Consider the following 20,989-nt stretch of genomic DNA (forward strand, 5'->3'; position numbering starts at 1 on the left):
AGTATATCCTTTACGGAGGGGATCGGACAAACAATTGCAAAGGCGTTTTCGCCGGAAGCCCACCTGCTGGGAAAGCGAGGCTAGAAGATTTCGATCTCCGCCTGCTCTTCCTTGAAGGCTTGGATGTCCTCGGCGATGCCGGCGGCCTCCTCGTCTTCGATGACGCGGCGGGCGTGAGGGAACAGCTCGTCCTCTTCCCGGGCGATATGCCCCTCGCATTCCGCCCGCAATTCGCGGCACTTGGCCGTCCATTCCGGGGTGCCCGCGTCCGTCGCTTCCAACATGGTCAGCAGCCGCTTCATACCCTTATGATCGTCCAAGGACGCGAGGGTCGTCTCGCGGGTTTCGTCATTCGCCTTGAGCCGGCTATAGAAGTAACGCTCTTCGGCTTCGGAGTGGAGGTTAAGTTCGCGGAACAAGGTCGAGAAAAGCCGCTCGCGGCGATCCTGCTCGTCCTCCCCGGTGGCCTCCAATTGCGCGAGCAGGCTCTTGGCGTTCTCGTGGTCCTGGTGCAACAGCATGTAGAGGTTCATGGGATTAGTCCTTTCTGGCCCCTGATCCATAAAAAACAAATCGGACGGGGAAGCCGATAGGCCGGGCGTAAGTCCCGGCCGGACAAGGTGGGACGATTCTAGAGGGGGAAACCGACGGAAGACCCGACGGTCGCGGCGGACATGGATGTATTTCGGGGCGCGCGGCAAGGTATAATGTGGCACCCCATGACTTCAAGCATCCCCCCTGCGGAAGGACGCCCTGCCCGTTTTGGCCTCCTGGAGATCGCGGCGTCGGCGATCGCGCTCGCGGTCGGCTTCCACTGCCTGGCCTTGCGCATCCGCGCCGGCGGGCTACCCTCGGGCGACGAGGGATCGTGGATGTCGGTGGCCGCCGAGTTGGCCCATGGACATGGCTTCACGACGCGCTGGCTGGAGGCCCATTTCCTGGTCCCCTACGCCCTGCCCCGTCCGGACGATTTCCGTTATCCGGCCCTGGTTTCCCTGCTGGCCCTATGCTTCCGCCTCTTCGGATTTTCCATCGAAACCGCCCGCTGGGCCGTCGCCGGCGTCTTCCTGGCTTTCGCGACGGCCGTATGGGGGGTGTCGCGGGCCGCCTTCGGCCGTTGGGCCGCGCAGGCGGCGCTTTGGGCCACGGTAACATCCCTGTTACAGTTGGAATGGAATTCCGCCGTCTATACGGAAGGCCTGTTCGGCCTGGGCGCCGCGGGCCTGGCGGCCTGGTGCCTGCGGGGAGAGCGCACCCGCGGATCGACCGCGCCCTTCGCTTTCGGGACGCATGCCTGGTGGGCGGGCTTGGGGGCGATGATCGGCCTGCTGTACCTTGTGCGCGTGAACGCCGTCCTCTTCCTGCCGGGGGTGCTATGGCTGTGGTTCATGCGGCGCGGTGAGCCCTTGCGTTGGACGCACCCGGCCCTGGCCGTGCTGGCTTTCTTCCTGATCTCTGCGCCCTGGCTGCTGCGAAGCGCATCCGCCTTCGGCAACCCTTTCCATTTCGCGGGCTCGGGCGGTTTGTTGCGCGATCCCGGCTCGGCCCTGACGCAATCGCATACCCTCACGGCCGCCGAATATTTCCGCCGCCACGACCTTTTCTTCCTCCCGCGCCGCTTGATCATCGGGGCCGCGCATGGGCTGCGGGATCTGCATCGCTTCGAACATGGCCTCGAAGCCGCGCCTTTGCTGCTGGCCCTTTGGGGGCTCTTCCGGCGCCGCGCCTTTTTCGGCCCCGCCTTCGCCGCGGGTTTCCTCCTTACGGGCCTGGCCTGCGCCTATGCGGCCTACAATTCCTGGGCCGGGGTCCGGTACTTCAGCGGGATAGCTCCGCTGCTCTATGCCTACGGGTTCTCGCAGATACCCATACTCTTCGCGGAGATTCCGCCACGTATGTTTCCCCAACGGCGGTTTCCGCAAGGGCGGTTTCCGCCACGGCTTCGCTTCGCGGCGGGGGCGGCCGGCATCGCCTTGGCCATCACCCCAATCCTCTATCCGCACCGTTACTACGAGCGCGTGTTATCCGGCGCATTGGCCGCTTCCGGGCCCTACGCTTACCGTCCCGCCGTGGCCGAGCACCTGGCCAAGCTTGCGCGCGACGTGCCGCCCGGCGGCGGCTATTACGCCGCTTCGCTCTGCGACCTCAATTTCCTCGCTCCCGATCGGTTTTGCGTGGGGCTGCAAGAGCTGTACGATCCTTCCTGGTTCCCCCGCAGCATAGCCGCCTTCCATCCGGGCTTAGTGGCGTTGACCCGATCCGAAACGGGGGACTCGGCCCTGAAGGCCGCCCTGGGCCGCATGCGCGACGGGGGTTACCTGCCTGTTACGGTCGATTCCGGGGCCATCGCGTTGTATCTCGCCCTGCGCCCCGGCGCGGTTCCCTTATCCCCCGGTACCGCCCCTCCCGGGAAATCGCCATGAAGGGCGCGCCTTCCGGTTCCGGGGAGAGGGATCGCCTCATCCTGGCCCTCAACGAAATCTGGCATGATCTCGAGAACCGCGCCTACGACGCCAAGCATCCGGATATCCTGGAAGCGGAGATCCCGCGTTGGGAACGCGTGCTGGGCCAAGCGTTGGCGGGCCCGCGCGGGACGATAGCAGCGCTCGATCTGGGTTCGGGAACCGGCTTCGTACCCATGCGGCTCAAAGGTTTCCTCGCCGAAGGCGATCGGCTGATCTGCTCGGACTTATCGTCGGGCATGTTGTCGGTTTGCCGGGACGCCGTGGCGGCGGGAGGCTGCCGCTTCGCCCTGGAAACCCTGAAGTTGGACGGAAAGATCATCGATTTACCCGATGCCTGCTTGGATCTGGTGACCGCCAATGCGGTCATGCACCACCTGCCGCGGCCCGAAGAAGCCTGCCGCGAGATCGATCGCATCCTCAAGCCCGGCGGGCTGGTCTTGATCGGCCATGAACCGACCCGCGCCTACGGCGAAAGCCTTTTCCTGGCTGCCAGCTATTGGCTGCTTTCCCCCCTCGCCGACTTCAAGCAGTTCATTTACGAGATCATCCTGCGGCTGGGCTGGTTCGAAGCCTTGCGCGGACCGCTGGGCCGTTACCTTCCCGAACTCGAGGCCCATAACCGATTGATCGCCGACGTGAACGCGCGCCTTAAGGAAAAGGGATTGATCGAAAAGCCGCTGGCGGCCGATACGATCTCTTCTCTCCTGGACGCGCAATCGCCCAATGCCGGCGGCCCCCAGGCGGGCCGCGGCTTCGCCTTTTCCGATTTCGAGGGGTACTTCCCCGGTTACCGTCCTGAGTTCCGGGAAACCTATACCCACCTGGGGAAAATCCACCCGCGGGCGCGATGGATGCGGGCATACTCGCGCTGGCTGGCCCGGCGCTTTCCCGAATCCGGCGGGAATCTGTTCTGCGGGCTGCGCAAAAGGCCATCTTGAAAACGGAGCCATCCTAAAGATGGGCCTATCCTCAGGATAGGTGTCACCAGCGCCCGGAAATCCCGACGAAGAGGATGGGGATGGGATAGTTCAGGTCCACGAACTTCCAGTTCTCCGTGCCGGAGTCCCGGAGCAGGAAGTTGGGCGTATTGAAAACGTTCCAGATCTCGAAATAGCTCTCGACGAAGTGGCGCTTCAGCGCCCACTCCCGCGACAGCCGGATGTCCCAGCGACTATAGGGAGAATAGCGGGCGCCGTTGCGCGGGCCCGCATGGAACAGGGTGTCATAGGTCTGGGTGGCGGGCTCGGTGTTGAAGCCACCGCCGAGGTCCCCGCCGGTTTCGGTGCTATAAGAGACGTAGTCGGTATAGGGAAGGCCGGCGGCCCAGCGCCCGCGCACGGAGAGGCCGTAGCGGTTCGGCAGCTTGAAGTGGTTGACCCAGTTGAAGGCCCAGGGACGCCCGTAACGGAAGTCGTAGACGCGTTCGCCGGGGGCGTCCTGCCGTTTGGAGTAGCCGACCTCGGCGGTGAGCCATCCGCCCCAGGTGCGATTGGGATCGTAGTTGAAGGAGACTTCCGCGCCGGCCGCTTTCCCCGTTCCCCCGTTACGGTAGGCTAAAGTCCTATCCCCGAACCGCTCCACCACGCTGTCGTATTGGGCCTTCGGCAGGGACTGGATGGCGGTGCTATCCTGGTGTTTGAACAAGTCCGAGTTCCAATCCAGGTGGCCCGTGTTGACCAGGAAGGGGACCACCAGATCGAAGTAGTTCTTTTGGTAGAGCTGGCATTCCAAGCGGTAGCGCGGCGAGAAGGTATGGGTCCATTCCAGGTTGAAGTGGAAGGCCTTCTCGGGCCTTAAGGCGGGATTCAAGGTGCGGATTTGGAAAGGGAAGTCGTCTTGGGAATAGAGTCCCGAGGCCAAGGACAATTCATCCGATTTCCCCATGGTCTGGAAATAGGCGATGCGCGGGCTGAGGTAGAAATCGTCGGCGTAAGAGTCGGTTTCGGCGCGTAGCCCTAAGAGCAACCGATGCGCGGAATCGAATCCGTATTCCGCCGAAGCGTAGGCGGCGCTGAAAAGGCCCGATAGATTCCCGTTCGCATCGAAGCGGATCAGCCGCGGGAGCTGGTTCAGGTAATCGACGTTGGGATCGGCGCCGGGATCGTTCCGCTTGATCGTAAAGCCGTTCGGATCGAAATAGGCCAGGGCGTCCAGGGCATCGGTGTTCCCGTTGACGATGGCTTCGAAGAGCGGACGGGGCAATTTGGATTCGAAAGAGTTGGTACGCAGGGACTGGCTCGCCCCGAACCGCAGCAGCAAGGCGTCGGTCGCGAAATCCTTGGCGTCCAGGCGCCAATCATAGGTGCGATTACGGATATCCAGCAGGTTATCGCTGTTGTTATTGATGCGGTGCCCATAGTAACGATCATCGGTTCCGATGGAATCGAACCACTTTTGGTCCCCGAAGAATCCCACGCCCCAAGTCTGGGATTGGAAGGCGAAAGTCTGATCGAACTGCCAGGCCGAGGTCGGTTTCCAATGGAAGGCCAAACCGTGGAAGCCGTTGTCCACGGAGACGGACGCGAGGGTATCCGGCAGGGTCCGGATTTCGCGTACATCGAGGGCCTGGCGATAGAACAGATCCCAGTCGTAAAAATCGGGGGACACTTCCTTCCCGTTCACGAAATGGCGCAGGTTCTGATCCCGGACCGTGAAAATATCCTTGGAAATAAGCCCCGTGTATTCGCCCGTCCAGGCGTCGGAAAAGCGCCAGGATAGCCCCAACTGCAGGTCCTTGAAATTCGGGAGCATGATATCGCCTTGGAATTGCCGCTTGGCGCGTTCGAAATCCTTTTCGTCATCGATGAGATCGACGGCGTCCCAGCCGCGGTTAAGCACCCAGTCGTACCAAAAAGCCTGGTAGGAAAAGGAGATCCCCAGCCGGTTCTTGATGATGGGGACCCCCGCATAGGCGTTGCCGCGCAAAAGGGAAAGGTCCGCAGAGACCGCCAGGGTATCCATGGGCGCCGGCCGGGCCCGCATGAACAAGGCGCCGGAAAGCGCGTTACCGTCTTCGACGGGAAAGCCGCCGCTGTAGAAGGTGAGATCCTTCAGGGACTCGATGTTGAATACGGAATAGACGCTGCCGAAATGGTAAGGCTGCAAAAGCGGAATGCCTTCCCAAATCACCTGGGTCTCTTCCGCCTTGCCCCCGCGCACGTTGGGACGCACGCTCAAGTCGTTCTGGTTGGAGACGCCGGGCAAGGTCCCGAGGGCCTTCAAGGGATCTCCTTGGGCCGCCGTGATATTCTTCAAGTCCTCCCGGGTCAGGCGGATGCGGCTCACCTCCTTTTCCCGATGGCTGCGCGTGCCCTGCGTTTGCGTTTTCTTTTCCTGGAGTTCCAGGCTGGAATCCTGGGCGGCAGAATCCTTTGCCAACGCGGAGCCGGTCGCAGGAACGGAATCACGCGCCGCGTAGGGGGAAGACAGGGAGGTATCGGCCGGGTCTTCCGCCCGCGCGGGAGTCGAAGCGATGCCGATCAGGATCGCCGCGAAGGCGGACCAGGCGGGGAGGAAACCAGCCCGGTTCATTTGAAGGTCCATCCCATGCCCACGCTGAAATCAAAGACATGATCGTCCAGAAGGTACTCCGGCGGCGGAGTATCGGTCCCCATCGGGGCCAGCGGATAGGTCAAGACCGCCAAGGGAACGATGTAGTCGGGAAGCACGGGGATGTCAGGCAAGGTCCACATGAAGCCCAGCGAGGCCTGATGGATCAGGCGCCGCCGCGATTGGAAATGCCGGAGCGACTCGGAGCCCGAGATATCGGAAAGCTGGCTGGCGAGATAGGTGGCGCGGTAATTGACGAACAGGTCGCTCGCGCCGAAGGCCCGCGACAGCGCATACTCCCCGAAATAAGAGTTGTCCGCCCAGGCGCCGATGCCCAAGCCGCCGGAAAGGGAATGGTGGAAAGGAAGTTCCTTGGGCACGGGCAACCCCAGCTTTAGATCGAATTCGGCGCTGGCGGGATTGGTCGGCCCTTCCAGATGCAATCCGATTTCGGCGCCCGCGAAAGGGCCGAAGGGTCCATGCACCCCTAAGCGATATCCCAGGCTTCCCTTGAGGGTCGAATTCCAGGAATGGACGTGCGGGACGGAATCGTCCTGGGAGCTGCCGTTTCCGGACCCATCGCGGGTATACTGGTAGTGCCTACAATGGGTTCCCGTAGAATCCTTGATTTCATAGATGCTTTCCGTGTAGTCCCCTTGCGGGAGTTCCGGGCATCCGTAGCTGAGCGAACGGAAGGGGCCCGCGCCCACGGTCAAGGTACTCGTTCCCGGTTCAAGCAGGCGGCCGGTGTTGAAATGATGGGTGGTATACAGGCAACCGTTGAAAAGGAGCGCGCAGGCGGCCAAGGTCGGCCGCGAACCGGCGCACCAATAAAATTGTTTCCGCAACCAACTTTCCTTTCCGACTCGCGCAGGCAATCAAATAGTAAATTCCTCCCGTGGAAATCCCGTCCCTAATGAAGAAAATCCTAGGCCTCGGTGAAGGCATGATGCGGATACCAATCGGATTGGTCCTAGTTTGCCTGCTATCCGCTTGCAATACCGGCAGCGAGAACCAGTACGACATCCCGGCAGGACAGGCGATCCTGCAGGCGAATTTGGAAATCGAACCCGATGGCACGCCCCTCATTTTCGCCGAAGTAGGCATGGACTATGCGACCGCCGCCCCCCTCCAGGAATGGGAGCCGCGGATTCTACAGCGGAACTCCCAGGCTATCGCATATACCCCGGGAACGGGAGGCTGGGCATCCCATTCATTCCGCAACATGGAGGGCGAATCCGGAGGGCCGTCCTACTTTCTTCGCAACTTCGGAGGCGGGATCCAAGCCCTTCTTCAGGGTTTGCATCGCCGAATCCTGTATGCGCAGAAGGGAACGGAATGGGAGGTGAAAAAATCCATTCCGGATAAAGTCGGAAGCGACGCGGAACCTAATTTCAACATGTGGCACGGGGATCCCATAGTCCTGGCCGGCGATACCGCCTGGGAGATGCCGGAAGAATTATCTACCAATAATACTGGTGATACCCGTTTCTATATCCGGCTGAGCAACGGGACCCATTTCGAACTGGATACGGCGTTCCAATACGGAGAGACCCTTCTCCTACCCGGAAAAGAATCCAATTACCTGATCCTTTCCTATCAGCCCAATAACAATTCCTATCCGCCGGGGAACGGCGATCCGAGCCGGCCGGAGAATACCGATCCGACGATCGGCCAGAAGCTGATATGCTACCGGTGGAGCCTGGACCCTAGCAAGCCGAACCCGCGCAAACAGGTCTTGCAGTTGGATCATCCGGCCACCTACGGCAGCTTTTCCTACGCCCAAGTGCTGGGGGAAACTCGGGTCTATTACCAACTGGGGCCGGATTCCCTCGCGGAATTCGGATTGCGAAACGATACCCTGGCGCTCTTGGGATACCGGGTTTTCCCGGGGACGATAGATTCGACAGGAGGATATCCCTTCAAGCGTTATCAAGGGGGGAACTTCAACGTGGATCCGATCGGATGCATCCATTCCATGGTCGCCGGCCGCCCCATCGATACAACCGAGGCGGATTCCGCATATTTCCTGAACCGGTATTCGGTCCTCGTCCACGCATCCTCGTGCGAAGGCACGCCGGATACGATTCCCGTTCCCCGTCCGGCTTCGGGAATATTCCAGTTCCAAATCTCCGAATTGCGTTTCGACCCGGAGGGGAACCCAATGGTGGCCCTGATGCTGCAAACATCGGTTAACGCTAATGACTACGGATCCCAGCAGGGAATCCCGCCCAGTTGGCTCTACTTCGCGCGGAGAAGCGCCGGGCGCAAATGGACTTGGGAGAAAGTGGCCCAATATTAATCCGGAGTTCCGCCCTCCGCCAGGCGGCATTCGTCCGCCAAGCAGGTAACACCCCGGTTAACCCGGGAGCGTTCTGATCGCTTCCAGGAACAGATCCGCCGTCCGCTCCGCGGACAATTTTCCCGCCGCCTTCCGCGCTCCTTCTCCCAACCGATCCCGCAAACCCTCCTCTTCCATCAGGCGCAAGAGAGCGCGCCCGCAAGCCTCCGCGTCGTCGCGGGCGAAAAGGAGCCCGGTCGCCCCGTCCTCGATCTCCTCGTTGACGCCCAAGGTATCGGGCCCGGCCGCCGGGACCCCATGCATGGCGGCCTCCAGGACGGTAAGAGGAAAGCCTTCCACCACGGAGGTAAGCACCAAGGCGAAGGCGCCGGCATACAGGGCCGCCATGGCTTCCCCCGGCACCGGCGGCTCCAGGGCGACGATGGCGGACAAGCCTTCGGCCAGGATGCGGCGGCGCACGGGAGCGTACAGCGAGCCGCCGCCCACGATGCGAAAGCGCGTATCGGCGGGCAAACGGCCAGAGGTCCGCAGCCATGCGATGGCGGAAAGAAAGAGGAAGGGATCCTTCACGGCCTCCAAGCGGCCGGTGAACAGGAAGGTGCGGACCGGGGCCCCGGCGGGCGGGGTGGGCGGGACCGACGTGGCCGGAACAGGTGCGATGGGATGGCCAGCGGTTGCCTCGGCGCGCGGCGGATCCCCGAAAAGCGGCAGCACCATGCGCGCCCCACGCATGCCGCCATAGCCTTCGGCCATTGCCAGCAACCCGCGCGAAACGAAGCCATGCATGTCCGTGCGCGACCAGGCGGCCTTGAGGGCGAGGCGGTAAAGGGGCCCCGCGCCGGTCCGGCGATTTTCGTGTACGTCGGCGCCGTGGTACCAGATGGCATGGGGCACGCGATGGAACCGGGCCAGCAGGGCGCCCAAGGCCCCGGTGGGGATGCCGGTGTTGGAGAAGATGAGATCGGGCCGGCGTTTCCCCAGCCAGAGTCCGCTCCATAGGGCCCGCGCGCAGAACAGCAGAATGGTGGCCGGGCTGGTCTGGAACTGGAGGGAACGGCCGGTGGCGAAGAAGCGCACGCGGAAGGGGTAACCTGTAGGGTACGGGGCGGGAGGGCGCTGGGTCCAAACCTCCACCGCTATCCCGCGGGCGGCCAGGCGGGAGCACAGTTGCGACATCGCGCGGCCGGCGCCTCCGCCCAGGGGCGGCAGCTCGTGGGTGAGGACCAGGATGGAACGCGGGAGCATGCCTCAAGGCCCGCGCGCGATGCTGGGCAGGCGGAGCAGGCTGATGAAGAAGGCGGAGAACATGGTCTGCAAGCCCATTATCATCAGCACCACGCAAAACAGGCTTTGCTTGGGCATCAGGAAATAGCCCACGAAATGGATCTTCACCCACAGGCCCACGATATAGGCGCTGCCCGCCAAGCCGGCCAGGAACATGAGCCCGCCCCAGGTCAGCGCGCGCTCGAGATAGAAGATCCGGAAGAATGTTTCCAAGAGCCGGCTGGGCGCGGCGAAGCCTTCGCGAGCGGCGAAGGCCTTGGCGAATAGGCCCGTGGTAAGGATCTGGAAGCCGGCCAGGGTGAACATCGCGAAGAAGATCATGGCGTGGATATCGAAGACGTGGCCGAACAAGATCAGCCATCCCAAGGCAGTATTCAGGAACAGCATCAGGCCGCCAAGGAAGAGTAAGAGGCCGGGGGCCAGGAACAACCAGTTGGGGCTGAACAACAGCATGAAGCGCATGTGGCGCCACGCGTCGGAAAGCGACTCCAGCTTGGATTCGCCCTTGCGCGGGTGATAGGTGATGGGCACCTCGACGATGCGGAGCCGGTTGCGCAAGGCCGATACGATCATCTCCGAAGCGAATTCCATCCCCAGGGTGGACAGGCGCAGCCGATGGGCGGCTTCGCGGGTGAAGGCGCGGAAGCCGGAATGGCAATCGGAGATGCGCGAACCGAAGAAAAGATTGAGGATGCCCGAGAGGATGGGATTGCCGATGTAACGATGCGAAAAGGACATGGCCCCGGGCAGAATGGTCCCCTTGAAGCGGGAGCCCAGCACCATATCCGCGCCGGCGTCCAACTCCTTCACGAGTTTCGGCATATCCAGGAAATCGTAGGTGTCGTCGGAATCGCCCATGACGATGTAATCGCCCTGCGCCGCCTCCAGGCCCTTGAGGTAAGCTGCGCCGTAGCCCTTAACCGGCTGGTCCACCACCTTCGCCCCCAGCCGCAAGGCCAGTTCCCGCGATCCGTCGGTGCTGCCGTTGTCGGCCACGATGACCTCCCCCTGGAGGCCCATTCCCTCCAGGGCCCGGCGCGCCTTTTCCACGCACACGCCGATGGTCTCGGCCTCGTTCAGGCAAGGCAGGATGATGGACAGGGTTTTCCCGGGCATGGCGATGGCTCCGGAGGACCGGATTTCCGGTCCATTATAAGATGGGCGGATGCGGCGGTTCAATCCGCGCGATGCGATCGGCCTTCCCCCTGACAGGATGTTGAATAAGGCCCCGCGAACTCCTTCCTCGACTTCGTGGTTTCCTCCTTCAACGTCTACGCCGTGCGCAGCTCGGGAAGGCCCAGCGATCCGTCCTACAATTACGGGCGGGGGAAGATCGAAGGGGTGGCCGCCTTCACCGAGGGCGTATTCATCATGGCTTCGGCCCTGTACATCCTGCGCCAGGCGGTGCTCAAGTTCATCGTGCCCGGCAGCCTGGGCCTGCACTGGCAATTGCCCCGGCCGATCCCCGCCACCTCGCTGGACTGGGCCATGGCGGCCATGGCCTTATCCCTGGCGATCACCGCCGTGCTGGTCTGGTACCTCAAGCGGAAAGCGGAGGAATCGACCAGCCTCATCTTGCGCGCCGATACCGTCCACTACCAGACCGATTTGCTCAGCAATGCGGGCATCCTTTTGACCCTGGGGGTGGTGCGCCTGAGCGGTTGGGCCTGGCTCGACCCCGTCATCGCCGTCGGCGTCGCCGCCTACGTGGCCCATGCCGCCGTGCCGCTCATCCGCAAAGGCCTGGCCATGCTGCTCGATCATGCCCTGGAGGATCCCCTGGTGGATTCCATCCGCGCCATCGCGGAATCGACCAGCCCTCGGGTGAACGGGGTGCATGAGCTGAAAACCCGCCGCTCCGGGGATACCAACCTGGTGGAATTCCACCTGGTTTTCGACGAGGGCATCGCCCTGCGCGAGGCCCACCAGATCGCCGACGAAATCGAGGCCAAGGTGCGGGCCCTGGCGGATACGCGCTGGATCGTCAATATCCACCTGGACCCGGTGGACGATTCCTTCCGGGACGAGAAGATAGCCCGGCGGGGCCGGGAAGAGTACGGAGACGGCCGGTAAGGGCTTCCGGGGTCCGCATAACCAAGTTCCCTTGTTATACTTCCTTGCGAAACCCGTCCCAAGGAGACCCCATGCCCGCCCTACGATTGACCATCGCGTTCGCCTTCGTTTCCACCCTGCTCGCCGCGGGCGCCCGCGCCGCCGAGAATGCCCCGGCCCATCCGGCGGCTTCTCCCGCCGTCGCCTCCGCCCAGCCCCCCAAAGCCGCCGCGGAAGGCGTGGCCGTGATGCCGGTCCCGGCCGACTCGTCCAAGGGAAAGAAATCCTGCGAGGACGTGAAGGCATCCATCGATGCCAAACTGAAAGCCAAAGGCGTGAAGACGTTCACCCTCGACATCGTGGGCAAGGACGAAACCAAGGATGCCAAGGTGGTCGGAAGCTGCGAAGGCGGCAAGAAGAAGATCACCTACAAGCGGGGCTGATTTGGCAGCTCGCGGACGCGGGTCCGCGTCGCGCCCCCTCGTTCAAGGGCCCGGGTTCGTCGCTCCCGGGTTCGTACCCATCTGCATGATTTCGCCGAACACCTGTTTCAGGATATCGGCGGCCTCGAAGGCCAGGTTTTTCACGTAGCCGAACGGATCGCGGCGGATGTCCTTCTCCTGATTCCCCACCAGCAAGAACAACCCCGTCAGCGCATTCTTGGTGGTCCAAGCCCCGAGGCTTTCGGTTTGGATGGTCTTGTTGCTGACGGGCTGGAGGGAGTTGATTTGGTACGAGGTTAGGCCTACCTCCGCCGCATCGGCATTCCATGTAGTCTGGAAAGCGAGCAGGGTCTGGTAATCGCCGAGCAGGGTATTGTAGGCGGTGCGGAAGGTCCCCCAATATTGCGTGAGGGGGACCAAGGCCAAAGTCGAGTCTACCAAGGGCGCGTAGGCGTTGGTGAGAGGTTCGAAGGTATGCCCGCGCAGGAAGAGCGTGGCCGCCGTGCTATCCGGGCTATCCAGCAAGGATAAACCATCGGAAATGGTCAAAGAGGTTATGGCGGATTTGAAGATGGGGACCGAGCGGGGGGCGGCCTTCTCGGCCGCGCGGTTCATGTACTTGACGACCGAATCGCCCAAGGTTTGCAGGGAAGCGGCCGCTCCCGCCAGCGCGGAGGCGCGCGACAGGTTGGTGGCGATGGAACCGTTGTCCAGCCCGATCAGGCTGGCCGCGCTCTGGACCGACTGCAGTTGCCGCGCGAAGGGGCTGACGTAGGCGCCGATGGATCGGGCCGAGGCCAGGGCCTGCGCGGCCTCCTCGGGCAGGAGGATTTTGATGGCGGCGTTGGCCAGGTAGCCGTCGACCTTGCCGGCCAGGTTGGCGCTGGAATCGATGCCGACGGATAGGGCAGTGCGCAGGCCGTTTACCACCTGGCCCTCGGTATAACCGTTTCCTTGCCCCCCGGTGTCCAGGACGTCTTGCAGGTTGCATGCGGCCAAAAGGGCGGCGGAAAACGCGAGAGCGATTCGGGCGGGATTTCGCATGCCCATAAGATAATCCCTGGGCGCCGCGCCCGGCCGTTGCAAACGCCCCGGGATCGGGGGGCGGCATACCGTTGCGGAAACGGGCCCGGCCAGGTGGTATATTACAAGGGATGGCTGATTCCCCGGCATCCGGCGGGCGGGCGGCCTGGCGGCCCGATGGGGCCACGCGCTCCCGCGCGCGCTTAAGCCGCTTCATGACGGAAACCGGGCGTCCGTCCTTTGAAGACTTATACCGGCATTCCATCGACGACATCGAAGGCTTCACGGCCGAGGTCCTCCGCTTCCTGGACATCCGCTTCGATCGGTTTCCCGACCGTATCCTGGATGTTACGGCCGATCCGGCCCATCCCGTCTGGTGCCCGGGCGGCGGACTCAACATTTCCCGGACCTGCCTGGATAAGCATTTGGAAGCCGGCGCCGGGGGTCGCCTCGCGCTGATTTGGGAAGGGGAGGAGGGACCCGCTTCCGTCCGAACCCTCGGTTATGCCGAACTCGCCGCCCTGGTGGGGCATTGCGCCGCGGGCCTGCGCGCATGCGGATTGGGCCGGGGCGATGCCGTCGGCTTGTACCTGCCCATGCTTCCGGAGACGGTCATTTCCTTGTTGGCCCTGGCCCGCATCGGCGCCGTGGCGGTGCCTCTCTTTTCCGGTTACGGCCCAGCGGCCCTGATCGCGCGCCTTCGGGACGTGGAGGCCAAGGCGGTGATTACCTGCGACGCCTTCCCGCGGCGCGGCAAGCCGGTGAACGCGCGGGCCGCCCTGGATGAGGCCGCGGCGGCTTGCCCGACGTTGCGATTGATCATCGTGGCGGCCCGTCCGAGTACCGAAGCGGCTCGTTCCGGAATCCCCGAGTCCCAACCCGGCGACATCCCGCCGTCTACAGCCCGCCGTCTCTCCTGGAACGATCTGCTCGACCTGGGCCAAGCGCCCGGGGCCGACGCCTCGCCCGCCCCTACCGCGGCCGAAGATCCCCTCATCGTTCTTTACACCTCCGGCACCACGGGCAAACCCAAGGGCATCCTGCATACCCATTGCGGCTTTCCCGTGAAGGCGGCCCAGGACATGGCTTTCGGCACCGACGTGGGCCCGGGGGACCGTATCACCTGGGTTACCGACATCGGCTGGATGATGGGGCCATGGCTGATTTACGGCGCGACCATCCTGGGGGCGACCTTGGTCCTGTACGATGGTGCGCCCGACTTCCCGGGCCCGGATCGATTGTGGGAGTTCTGCGCCCGGCATCGGGTCGGCATCCTCGGGATATCCCCCTCCCTGATCCGCGCCTGCATGCATCGCGGCGGCGATTTACCCTCGCGCCACGACCTATCGGCCCTGCGCATCCTGGCTTCCACCGGCGAGCCCTGGGATCCGGAGTCCTGGCAATGGTTTTTCGATAAGGTGGGCGGGAGCAAGCTCCCCATCATCAATTATTCCGGGGGGACGGAGATTTCCGGAGGCATCCTGATGGGCAATCCCCTGTTGCCCATCGCGCCCTGCGCTTTCTCCGCGCCCTGTCCCGGCATGGCCGCCGAGGTGTGGGGCGAGGCGGGAAAGCCGGTGGACTCAGGGATGGTGGGCGAGCTGGTCATCCGCAAGCCCTGGATAGGCATGGCCCGGGGCTTTTGGCGCGATCCGGACCGTTACCTCGCGACCTATTGGTCCCGCTGGCCGGGCACGTGGGTGCATGGGGATTGGGCCCGGCGCGATGTGGACGGGCAATGGTATATCCTGGGCCGCAGCGACGATACCTTGAAGGTGGCCGGCAAGCGCGTGGGGCCCGCCGAGGTGGAATCCATCCTATGCGCCGATCCCCGCGTGGCCGAAGCGGCCGTGATCGGCGTGCCGGACCCGAAGAAGGGGCAGGCCATGATCGCCTTCTGCGTGGGGGTAACGCCCGAGATACCCACGTCGTTGGAAGGGGAATTGCTGGAAAAGGTGGCCGCCGCCTTGGGGCGGCCCTTGCGGCCCGAGCGGGCGCATTTCGTGCCGGCCCTGCCGCGCACCCGCAACGCCAAGGTGATGCGGCGCGTCCTGCGGGCCGCCTATCTCGGGGAAGATCCGGGCGACGTGAGCGCCCTGGAAAATCCGGGGGCCCTCGCGGCCATCGCCCGCGCGCGCGGGGATGGGACCGGGGAAAGGGCCCGCGCGGAAGGGGGAAAGCATGGCTGACGACATCCGCATCAAACGCGTCCATCACGTGGAGTTCTGGGTCGGCAACGCCAAGCAGGCCGAATACTTCTACCGGAACGCCTTCGGCTTTTCGCGGTCCGCCTACTCGGGCCTGGAAACGGGCGCGCGCGATCGCGCCGCCTACGCCTTGCGCGCGGGCCAAGCCGCCTTCGTGGTGGCCTGCCCCTACGGCGACGAAGGCGAGGCCGGACGCATGGGGGAGCATCTCAAGAAGCACGGGGACGGCGTGCGCGATATCGCCCTGGAAGTGGAGGACGCCGCCCAGGCATTCGCGGCCGCGGTCGCCCGCGGCGCCGAGCCCGCCTTCCCGCCCATGACCTTGACCGATGAACATGGGACCGCCGTGCGCGCGGGCATCAAGGCCTATGGCGACATCGTCCATTCCTTCATTTCGCTGAAGGATTACCGGGGCCCTTTCCTGCCGGGCTTCCAGGCCGCGCCTATGTCGGGGCCGGATGCGGCCCGGGCGAACGGGCGGGACGCCGGTCTCGTCGCCCTCGATCATTACGTGGCCAACGTGCGCCTGGGGGAAATGGCGAAGTGGGAGGCGTGGTACGAACGCGTCCTGGGCCTCCAGCGCTTCATGACTTTCGACGACAAGGACATCAGCACCGAATTCACGGCCTTGAACAGCGTGGTGATGGCCAACGCCTCCCGCAGCCTCAAGTTCCCCATCAACGAGCCCGCGCCGGGCCGCAAAAAAAGCCAGGTGGAGGAATACAACGATTTCCATCACGGCCCCGGCGTGCAGCATATCGCCTTGCTCACCGCGGATATCCTGAAGACCGTCTCCGCGCTGCGCGCGAACGGCGTGGGCTTCCTGGCGGTGCCCGAATCCTATTACCAGGCCTTGCCCGGCCGGGTCGGCCCCATCGACGAAGCCATTCCCGCCTTAAGGGAATTGGGCATTCTCGTCGATCGCGACGATCAGGGCTATCTGCTGCAGATCTTCACCCAGCCCTTGGAGGACAGGCCCACCTTGTTCTTCGAAATCATCCAGCGCAAGGGTTGCCAGGGATTCGGCAAGGGCAACTTCAAGGCCTTGTTCGAAGCCATCGAGCGCGAACAGGATCGGCGGGGGAACCTGGTATGAGCCTAAGCTACCAGAGCGGGTTGGGGAATGCTTTCGCCAGCGAGGCCATGCCGGGCGCCTTGCCTGCCGGGCAAAACTCCCCGCAGCAAGCGCCCTATGGTTTATATGCCGAACAGTTCAGCGGCACATCCTTTACCGCTCCGCGGCATCTGAACCGGCGCACCTGGATGTACCGCATCCATCCCTCCGCGAAGCAGGGCCCCTGGCAGCCCCTGCCGGCGGGCCTTTTGCGCAGCGCCCCCTTCTTCGGAAGGGCCCCCTTCCCCGGAAGGGCCCCCTTCGGGGAAGCCCCCGCTTCGCCCGATCCCCGGCGCTGGGATCCCATTCCCTTGCCTTCCGCGCCGACCGATTTCCTGGACGGCCTCGCCACTATGGCGGGCAACGGCGATCCCGCGCGGCAGGACGGGGCGGCCATCCACATCTACGCCGCCAATGCCTCCATGGACGAAACCTTTTTCGTATGCTCCGACGGCGAATGGCTGATCGTGCCGCAGCTCGGCCGCTTGATCCTGCGCACCGAGTTGGGTAACCTGGAGGTTTCCCCCGGCGAAATGGCCCTCATCCCGCGCGGACTGCGCTTCCAGGTCCTTCTGCCCGACGGCGCTTCCCGCGGTTACGTCTGCGAGAACCATGGCGCGCCCTTCCGCCTGCCCGAGCTCGGCCCCATCGGCGCCAACGGGCTGGCCAACCCGCATGACTTCCTTTCTCCCGTCGCCGCCTTCGAGGACAAGGCCGCGCGCTTCCGCCTGGTGGCCAAGTTCCAAGGCGCCCTATGGGAAAGCGAATTGGATCATTCCCCGCTCGACGTGGTCGCCTGGCGCGGCAACCTCGCGCCTTGCAAATACGATCTGCGCCGCTTCAACGCCATCGGGACGGTCTCATTCGATCATCCCGATCCGTCCCTGTTCACGGTGCTGACCTCGCCTTCGGAAACGCCCGGGACCGCCAACGTCGATTTCGTCCTCTTCCCGCCGCGCTGGCAGGTGGCCGAACATACCTTCCGCCCGCCCTGGTTCCATCGTAACGTCATGAGCGAATGCATGGGGCTGATCGAAGGCGCCTACGATGCCAAGGCCGAAGGCTTCCTGGCGGGAGGCATGAGCTTGCACAACGCCCTGGCCGGGCATGGGCCGGACGCGGCCACTTTCGCCAAGGCTTCCTCCGCCGCGCTCGCGCCCCAGTACCTGGGCGACACCCTCGCCTTCATGTTCGAGACGCGTTGGGTTTTGCAGCCCACCGCATACGCCCTGTCCTCGCCGGCCTTGCAAAAGGACTATGCCGCCTGCTGGCGCGATCTGCCCAAACGCTTTCCGGGGAGTTGAGATGGATGCTTTGTCCGTACTACTCGAAGGCTTGATCGATTACGCCGGGCTCTATCCTCCCGCCTCCTTGCCCATGGAGGAGGCCGTCCGCGATTACGCCGCCTACCGTTCCGGCCCGCGCGCCGCCTGGCTGGGACGCTTCGTACTGCCGGCCGCGCGCCTCGATGCCTTTCTGGCGGCGCCCCTCCCTATGCCCGGGGCCGCGGGCCCTTGGCGCCTTTCCGCCTTGCTGGGCGAGACGCCCGAGGCCGATCTGGAACGCGTCATCGCGTTCAATCGCGCGGCGCATGCCTCCGCTTCACCATCGGCCCTGGTCGATGCCATCGAGATGAAGGCGGGGACGCCGGAGGGCATCGAACGCCTCGAAGCGCTTACGCCCGCCGGCGTCACCGCCTTCTTCGAGATCCCCATCCGCGACCCCGGACCCTTCCTGGCGGCCCTGGCCAAAGGGAACGGCCGGGCCAAGCTCCGGACCGGCGGGGTGGTTCCGGAGGCGATTCCCGTCGCCGCCGATATCGCGCGCTTCCTGGCCGCCTGCGCCGCCGCGCGCGTCCCCTTCAAGGCCACGGCCGGGTTGCATCATCCTTTCCGATCGCTGCGGCCCCTGACCTATGCCGAGGATGCGCCCCAGGCGATGATGCACGGATTCGTCAACGTGTTCCTGGCCGCCGCCTTCGCCCTCCAAGGGATGGATGCCGTAACCCTCACCGCTTTGCTGAACGAGGAATCGCCGCGCGCCTTCGCTTTCGGGAAAACGAATGCCGAATGGCGCGGCCATTCCCTCCATGCCGAACGCTTGCGCGCGGCCCGCCGGGACTTCGCCCTCGCCTTCGGTTCCTGTTCCTTCGATGAACCCCGGCAAGATCTGGAGGCGGCGGGATGGCTATAAGAAACGGGCTCGACGGCACCCATGATCCCGCTTTGCGCAGTTGGGTGGCTTCGGCCAACGCGGCCGGAGCCGACTTCCCCATCCAGAACCTGCCCTTCGGGATCTTCCGCCGCCGGGGATCGGGGGAACGCCCCCATGTGGGCGTGGCCATCGGCGATCGCATCCTGGACGTGGCCGCTTGCCATGAGGCTGGATTGTTTTCGGGCGGAGCGGGCGGACCGGACGGATCTGCCGGGGCCGAGGCGGAGGCCGCCGCGGCGGTCTGTGGCGATCCGACCTTGAATCGCTTGGCGGGCCTGGGACCGGTTTTCACGGGAGCCCTGAGGGCGGCCCTGAACGGGCTTTTGCGCGCCGGCGATGGCCGCATCGCCGCCGTTCCCGATTGGGAAACGCGCCTGTTACCCCCCGCCTCCGTTTGCGAGCTTTTCCTCCCCGTGGAAGCGGGCGACTACACCGACTTCTACGCCTCCATCCACCATGCGACGAACGTAGGCCGCCAGTTCCGGCCCGAGCAACCTTTGCTTCCGAATTACAAATACCTGCCCATCGGCTATCACGGCCGGGCGTCTTCCCTGGTCGTGAGCGGGACGCCGGTGCGGCGGCCCTGGGGACAGACCGCGCCGCCTGCGGCCGTCGCGGCCGGAGCGGCGGGCGCCCAGGAAGCGGCCCCTTCGTCGAACGCCGGCGGAAGTCCCGCGCCCTCGTTCGGCCCCAGCCAGGTGCTCGATTACGAAGTGGAGGCCGGCCTGATCATCGGGCAGGGCAACGCCTTGGGCGAACCCATCCCCATCGACGCCGTCGAAGGGCATTTCTTCGGCGTATGCCTCCTGAACGATTGGTCGGCGCGAGACATCCAGAAATGGGAATACCAACCCTTGGGCCCCTTCCTGGCCAAGAACTTCGCGACCTCCCTATCGCCTTGGATCGTCACCTGGGAAGCCCTGGCCCCCTTCCGCGCGCCCTCCGCGCCCCGTCCCGCGGGCGATCCCGCGCCGTTGGCCCATCTCGATCCCGGCCCCGACGCCGCGCGCGCCGCCCTCGACATCTTGTTCGAATTGTTCCTCTCCACGCCGGACATGCGCGCCCGCGGCCTCCCGCCCGCGCGCATCAGCCGGGCCCGCTCCCGCGATCTGTATTGGACCCCGGGGCAATTGCTCGCCCACCACGCCAGCAACGGTTGCAACTTAAGGCCCGGGGACGTGCTCGGGACCGGAACCATTTCCGGACCGGAGGAGGAGAACATGGGCTGTCTGCTGGAAAAGACCCGGGGAGGCAAGCAACCCATCGCGCTGCCGAACGGGGAAAGCCGGCGCTTCCTGCAAGACGGGGACGAAGTGATCCTGGCGGGCTATTGCGAGGCGCCCGGTTTCGTGCGGATCGGGTTGGGGGAGTGCCGCGGGGTGGTATTGCCGGCCAAGGCGGCAGGGTAACACGGAGGATACCTATGGTCGCGCGCGCCGATTACACCATCGAACAACCGCTGGATAAGTATACCGCCGGCGATCATGCGCTCTGGCGCGCGCTCTTCGAACGCCAGGCCGGCCTGTTGGAAGGCCGCGCTTGTTCCGAATACCTGGAAGGCCTGCACCGCCTGGGCGTGGCGGCCGAGGGCATCCCCGATTTCCGCCGCCTCAACGAAACCCTGTCCGCCGCCACCGGTTGGAAGCTGGTGGCCGTGCCAGGCCTGGTCCCCGACCCGGTCTTCTTCGAGCACCTGGCCCACCGCCGCTTCCCCACCACCTGGTGGATCCGCAAGCCGGAGCAGATGGATTACCTGCAAGAGCCCGACGTCTTCCATGATCTGTACGGGCACGTGCCGCTCTTGATGAACCCCGTCTTCGCCGATTACATGCAGGCCTACGGACGCGGGGGTATGAAGGCGGAACGCTTGGGCGAGATCGCCCACCTCGCCCGCCTGTACTGGTACACTGTGGAATTCGGCCTGATCCGAGATGCCTCCGCCAGAAGCGGGATGCGCATCTACGGCTCGGGCATCTTGTCCTCCAAGGCCGAGTCCATCTATTGCCTGGAAAGCCCCGCGCCCAACCGGGTGGCGTTCGATTTGCTCAGGGTGATGCGGACCAAATACCGCATCGATACCTTCCAGAAGACCTATTTCGTCATCGACGATTTCGAGCAATTATTCGCGGCCACGCGGGCCGATTTCCGGCCTTATTACGAAAAACTCCATGGGATGCCGGATTTGGGAGCAGGGGATTTGCTGGAAAGCGATTCGGTGATCACGCAAGGGTCCGGCGAGGGCTGGGCGAGCACCGAAGACACATAGGGTCTCCATTTATCGGGATCCGAGGTTAACGGCCAGAACGGCCACTTCCATGTTATCCCGATATCGGTAG

17 protein-coding genes are annotated in these 20,989 nt (G+C 64.2%); 11 read left to right on the top strand and 6 right to left on the bottom strand.

All coding sequences use genetic code 11. The features are described 5' to 3' along the window. Positions 1 to 80 precede the first annotated feature (80 nt). A complete protein-coding gene (locus tag JF616_03280) occupies positions 81 to 533 on the bottom strand; it encodes a hemerythrin domain-containing protein (protein MBW8886759.1) in 453 nt (150 codons plus the stop codon). 186 nt (positions 534 to 719) lie between these two features. On the opposite strand from JF616_03280, the gene JF616_03285 reads away from it, so the two are divergent. Beyond that, entirely contained in the window at positions 720 to 2,423 is a 1,704-nt protein-coding gene (locus tag JF616_03285; GenBank protein MBW8886760.1) for a glycosyltransferase family 39 protein, read from the top strand. After that, on the top strand, positions 2,420 to 3,403 hold the full coding sequence (locus JF616_03290; GenBank protein MBW8886761.1) for a methyltransferase domain-containing protein: 984 nt from the start codon (positions 2,420 to 2,422) through the stop codon (positions 3,401 to 3,403). The genes JF616_03285 and JF616_03290 overlap by 4 nt, the downstream gene beginning before the upstream one ends. Before the next feature lie 43 nt (positions 3,404 to 3,446). On the opposite strand, the gene JF616_03295 is transcribed toward JF616_03290, so the two are convergent. After that, entirely contained in the window at positions 3,447 to 5,996 is a 2,550-nt protein-coding gene (locus tag JF616_03295; GenBank protein MBW8886762.1) for a TonB-dependent receptor, read from the bottom strand. Further along, positions 5,993 to 6,862, bottom strand: a complete 870-nt coding sequence (locus JF616_03300) for a hypothetical protein (protein ID MBW8886763.1) — start codon at positions 6,860 to 6,862, stop codon at positions 5,993 to 5,995. Before JF616_03300 ends, JF616_03295 begins: the two co-directional genes overlap by 4 nt. A gap of 98 nt (positions 6,863 to 6,960) precedes the next feature. Here JF616_03300 and JF616_03305 point away from each other — a divergent pair, with 98 nt between their 5' ends. Continuing rightward, positions 6,961 to 8,316: a hypothetical protein gene (locus JF616_03305; protein MBW8886764.1), complete on the top strand. Its 1,356-nt coding sequence runs from the start codon at positions 6,961 to 6,963 to the stop codon at positions 8,314 to 8,316. A 57-nt stretch (positions 8,317 to 8,373) separates the two neighbouring features. Here JF616_03305 and JF616_03310 read toward each other — a convergent pair whose 3' ends face one another. After that, positions 8,374 to 9,561, bottom strand: a complete 1,188-nt coding sequence (locus JF616_03310) for a glycosyltransferase family 4 protein (GenBank protein MBW8886765.1) — start codon at positions 9,559 to 9,561, stop codon at positions 8,374 to 8,376. A gap of 3 nt (positions 9,562 to 9,564) precedes the next feature. Continuing rightward, complete coding sequence (locus tag JF616_03315; protein MBW8886766.1) at positions 9,565 to 10,716, bottom strand: glycosyltransferase family 2 protein; 1,152 nt, start codon at positions 10,714 to 10,716, stop codon at positions 9,565 to 9,567. A 135-nt stretch (positions 10,717 to 10,851) separates the two neighbouring features. Between JF616_03315 and JF616_03320 the strand changes: the two genes are divergently transcribed. Further along, a complete protein-coding gene (locus JF616_03320; GenBank protein MBW8886767.1) occupies positions 10,852 to 11,673 on the top strand; it encodes a cation transporter in 822 nt (273 codons plus the stop codon). Between the two features lie 227 nt (positions 11,674 to 11,900). Next, positions 11,901 to 12,095, top strand: coding sequence for a DUF1161 domain-containing protein (locus JF616_03325; GenBank protein MBW8886768.1), 195 nt, complete (start codon positions 11,901 to 11,903; stop codon positions 12,093 to 12,095). Positions 12,096 to 12,137: 42 nt separating this feature from the next. On the opposite strand, the gene JF616_03330 is transcribed toward JF616_03325, so the two are convergent. Beyond that, complete coding sequence (locus JF616_03330; protein ID MBW8886769.1) at positions 12,138 to 13,145, bottom strand: DUF4197 domain-containing protein; 1,008 nt, start codon at positions 13,143 to 13,145, stop codon at positions 12,138 to 12,140. Positions 13,146 to 13,249: 104 nt separating this feature from the next. Here JF616_03330 and JF616_03335 point away from each other — a divergent pair, with 104 nt between their 5' ends. Genes JF616_03335 through JF616_03360 form a run of 6 tightly spaced genes read left to right on the top strand, consistent with a single transcriptional unit; the run spans position 13,250 to position 20,919 of the window. After that, entirely contained in the window at positions 13,250 to 15,307 is a 2,058-nt protein-coding gene (locus JF616_03335; GenBank protein ID MBW8886770.1) for an AMP-binding protein, read from the top strand. Next, a complete protein-coding gene (hppD, locus tag JF616_03340) occupies positions 15,300 to 16,421 on the top strand; it encodes a 4-hydroxyphenylpyruvate dioxygenase (GenBank protein MBW8886771.1) in 1,122 nt (373 codons plus the stop codon). The genes JF616_03335 and hppD overlap by 8 nt, the downstream gene beginning before the upstream one ends. Continuing rightward, entirely contained in the window at positions 16,418 to 17,743 is a 1,326-nt protein-coding gene (locus JF616_03345; GenBank protein MBW8886772.1) for a homogentisate 1,2-dioxygenase, read from the top strand. Before hppD ends, JF616_03345 begins: the two co-directional genes overlap by 4 nt. Before the next feature lie 10 nt (positions 17,744 to 17,753). After that, positions 17,754 to 18,632, top strand: coding sequence for a hypothetical protein (locus tag JF616_03350; protein ID MBW8886773.1), 879 nt, complete (start codon positions 17,754 to 17,756; stop codon positions 18,630 to 18,632). Beyond that, positions 18,629 to 20,062, top strand: a complete 1,434-nt coding sequence (fahA, locus tag JF616_03355) for a fumarylacetoacetase (protein MBW8886774.1) — start codon at positions 18,629 to 18,631, stop codon at positions 20,060 to 20,062. The genes JF616_03350 and fahA overlap by 4 nt, the downstream gene beginning before the upstream one ends. A 14-nt stretch (positions 20,063 to 20,076) precedes the next feature. Then, the gene (locus tag JF616_03360) at positions 20,077 to 20,919 is read left to right on the top strand and encodes a phenylalanine 4-monooxygenase (protein MBW8886775.1); all 843 of its coding nucleotides are present in this window, start codon (positions 20,077 to 20,079) and stop codon (positions 20,917 to 20,919) included. Positions 20,920 to 20,989 lie beyond the last annotated feature (70 nt).

This window comes from Fibrobacterota bacterium (assembly GCA_019509785.1).
GTDB lineage: Bacteria > Fibrobacterota > Fibrobacteria > UBA11236 > UBA11236 > Chersky-265.

What these genes read in the sequence shown, in the direction of transcription:
- JF616_03280 (MBW8886759.1), bottom strand. Translation starts at nt 533, where the DNA reads ATGAACCTCTACATGCTGTTGCACCAGGACCACGAGAACGCCAAGAGC.
- JF616_03285 (MBW8886760.1), top strand. Translation starts at nt 720, where the DNA reads ATGACTTCAAGCATCCCCCCTGCGGAAGGACGCCCTGCCCGTTTTGGC.
- JF616_03290 (MBW8886761.1), top strand. Translation starts at nt 2,420, where the DNA reads ATGAAGGGCGCGCCTTCCGGTTCCGGGGAGAGGGATCGCCTCATCCTG.
- JF616_03295 (MBW8886762.1), bottom strand. Translation starts at nt 5,996, where the DNA reads ATGAACCGGGCTGGTTTCCTCCCCGCCTGGTCCGCCTTCGCGGCGATC.
- JF616_03305 (MBW8886764.1), top strand. Translation starts at nt 6,961, where the DNA reads ATGATGCGGATACCAATCGGATTGGTCCTAGTTTGCCTGCTATCCGCT.
- JF616_03310 (MBW8886765.1), bottom strand. Translation starts at nt 9,561, where the DNA reads ATGCTCCCGCGTTCCATCCTGGTCCTCACCCACGAGCTGCCGCCCCTG.
- JF616_03315 (MBW8886766.1), bottom strand. Translation starts at nt 10,716, where the DNA reads ATGCCCGGGAAAACCCTGTCCATCATCCTGCCTTGCCTGAACGAGGCC.
- JF616_03325 (MBW8886768.1), top strand. Translation starts at nt 11,901, where the DNA reads ATGCCGGTCCCGGCCGACTCGTCCAAGGGAAAGAAATCCTGCGAGGAC.
- JF616_03330 (MBW8886769.1), bottom strand. Translation starts at nt 13,145, where the DNA reads ATGGGCATGCGAAATCCCGCCCGAATCGCTCTCGCGTTTTCCGCCGCC.
- JF616_03335 (MBW8886770.1), top strand. Translation starts at nt 13,250, where the DNA reads ATGGCTGATTCCCCGGCATCCGGCGGGCGGGCGGCCTGGCGGCCCGAT.
- hppD (MBW8886771.1), top strand. Translation starts at nt 15,300, where the DNA reads ATGGCTGACGACATCCGCATCAAACGCGTCCATCACGTGGAGTTCTGG.
- JF616_03345 (MBW8886772.1), top strand. Translation starts at nt 16,418, where the DNA reads ATGAGCCTAAGCTACCAGAGCGGGTTGGGGAATGCTTTCGCCAGCGAG.
- JF616_03360 (MBW8886775.1), top strand. Translation starts at nt 20,077, where the DNA reads ATGGTCGCGCGCGCCGATTACACCATCGAACAACCGCTGGATAAGTAT.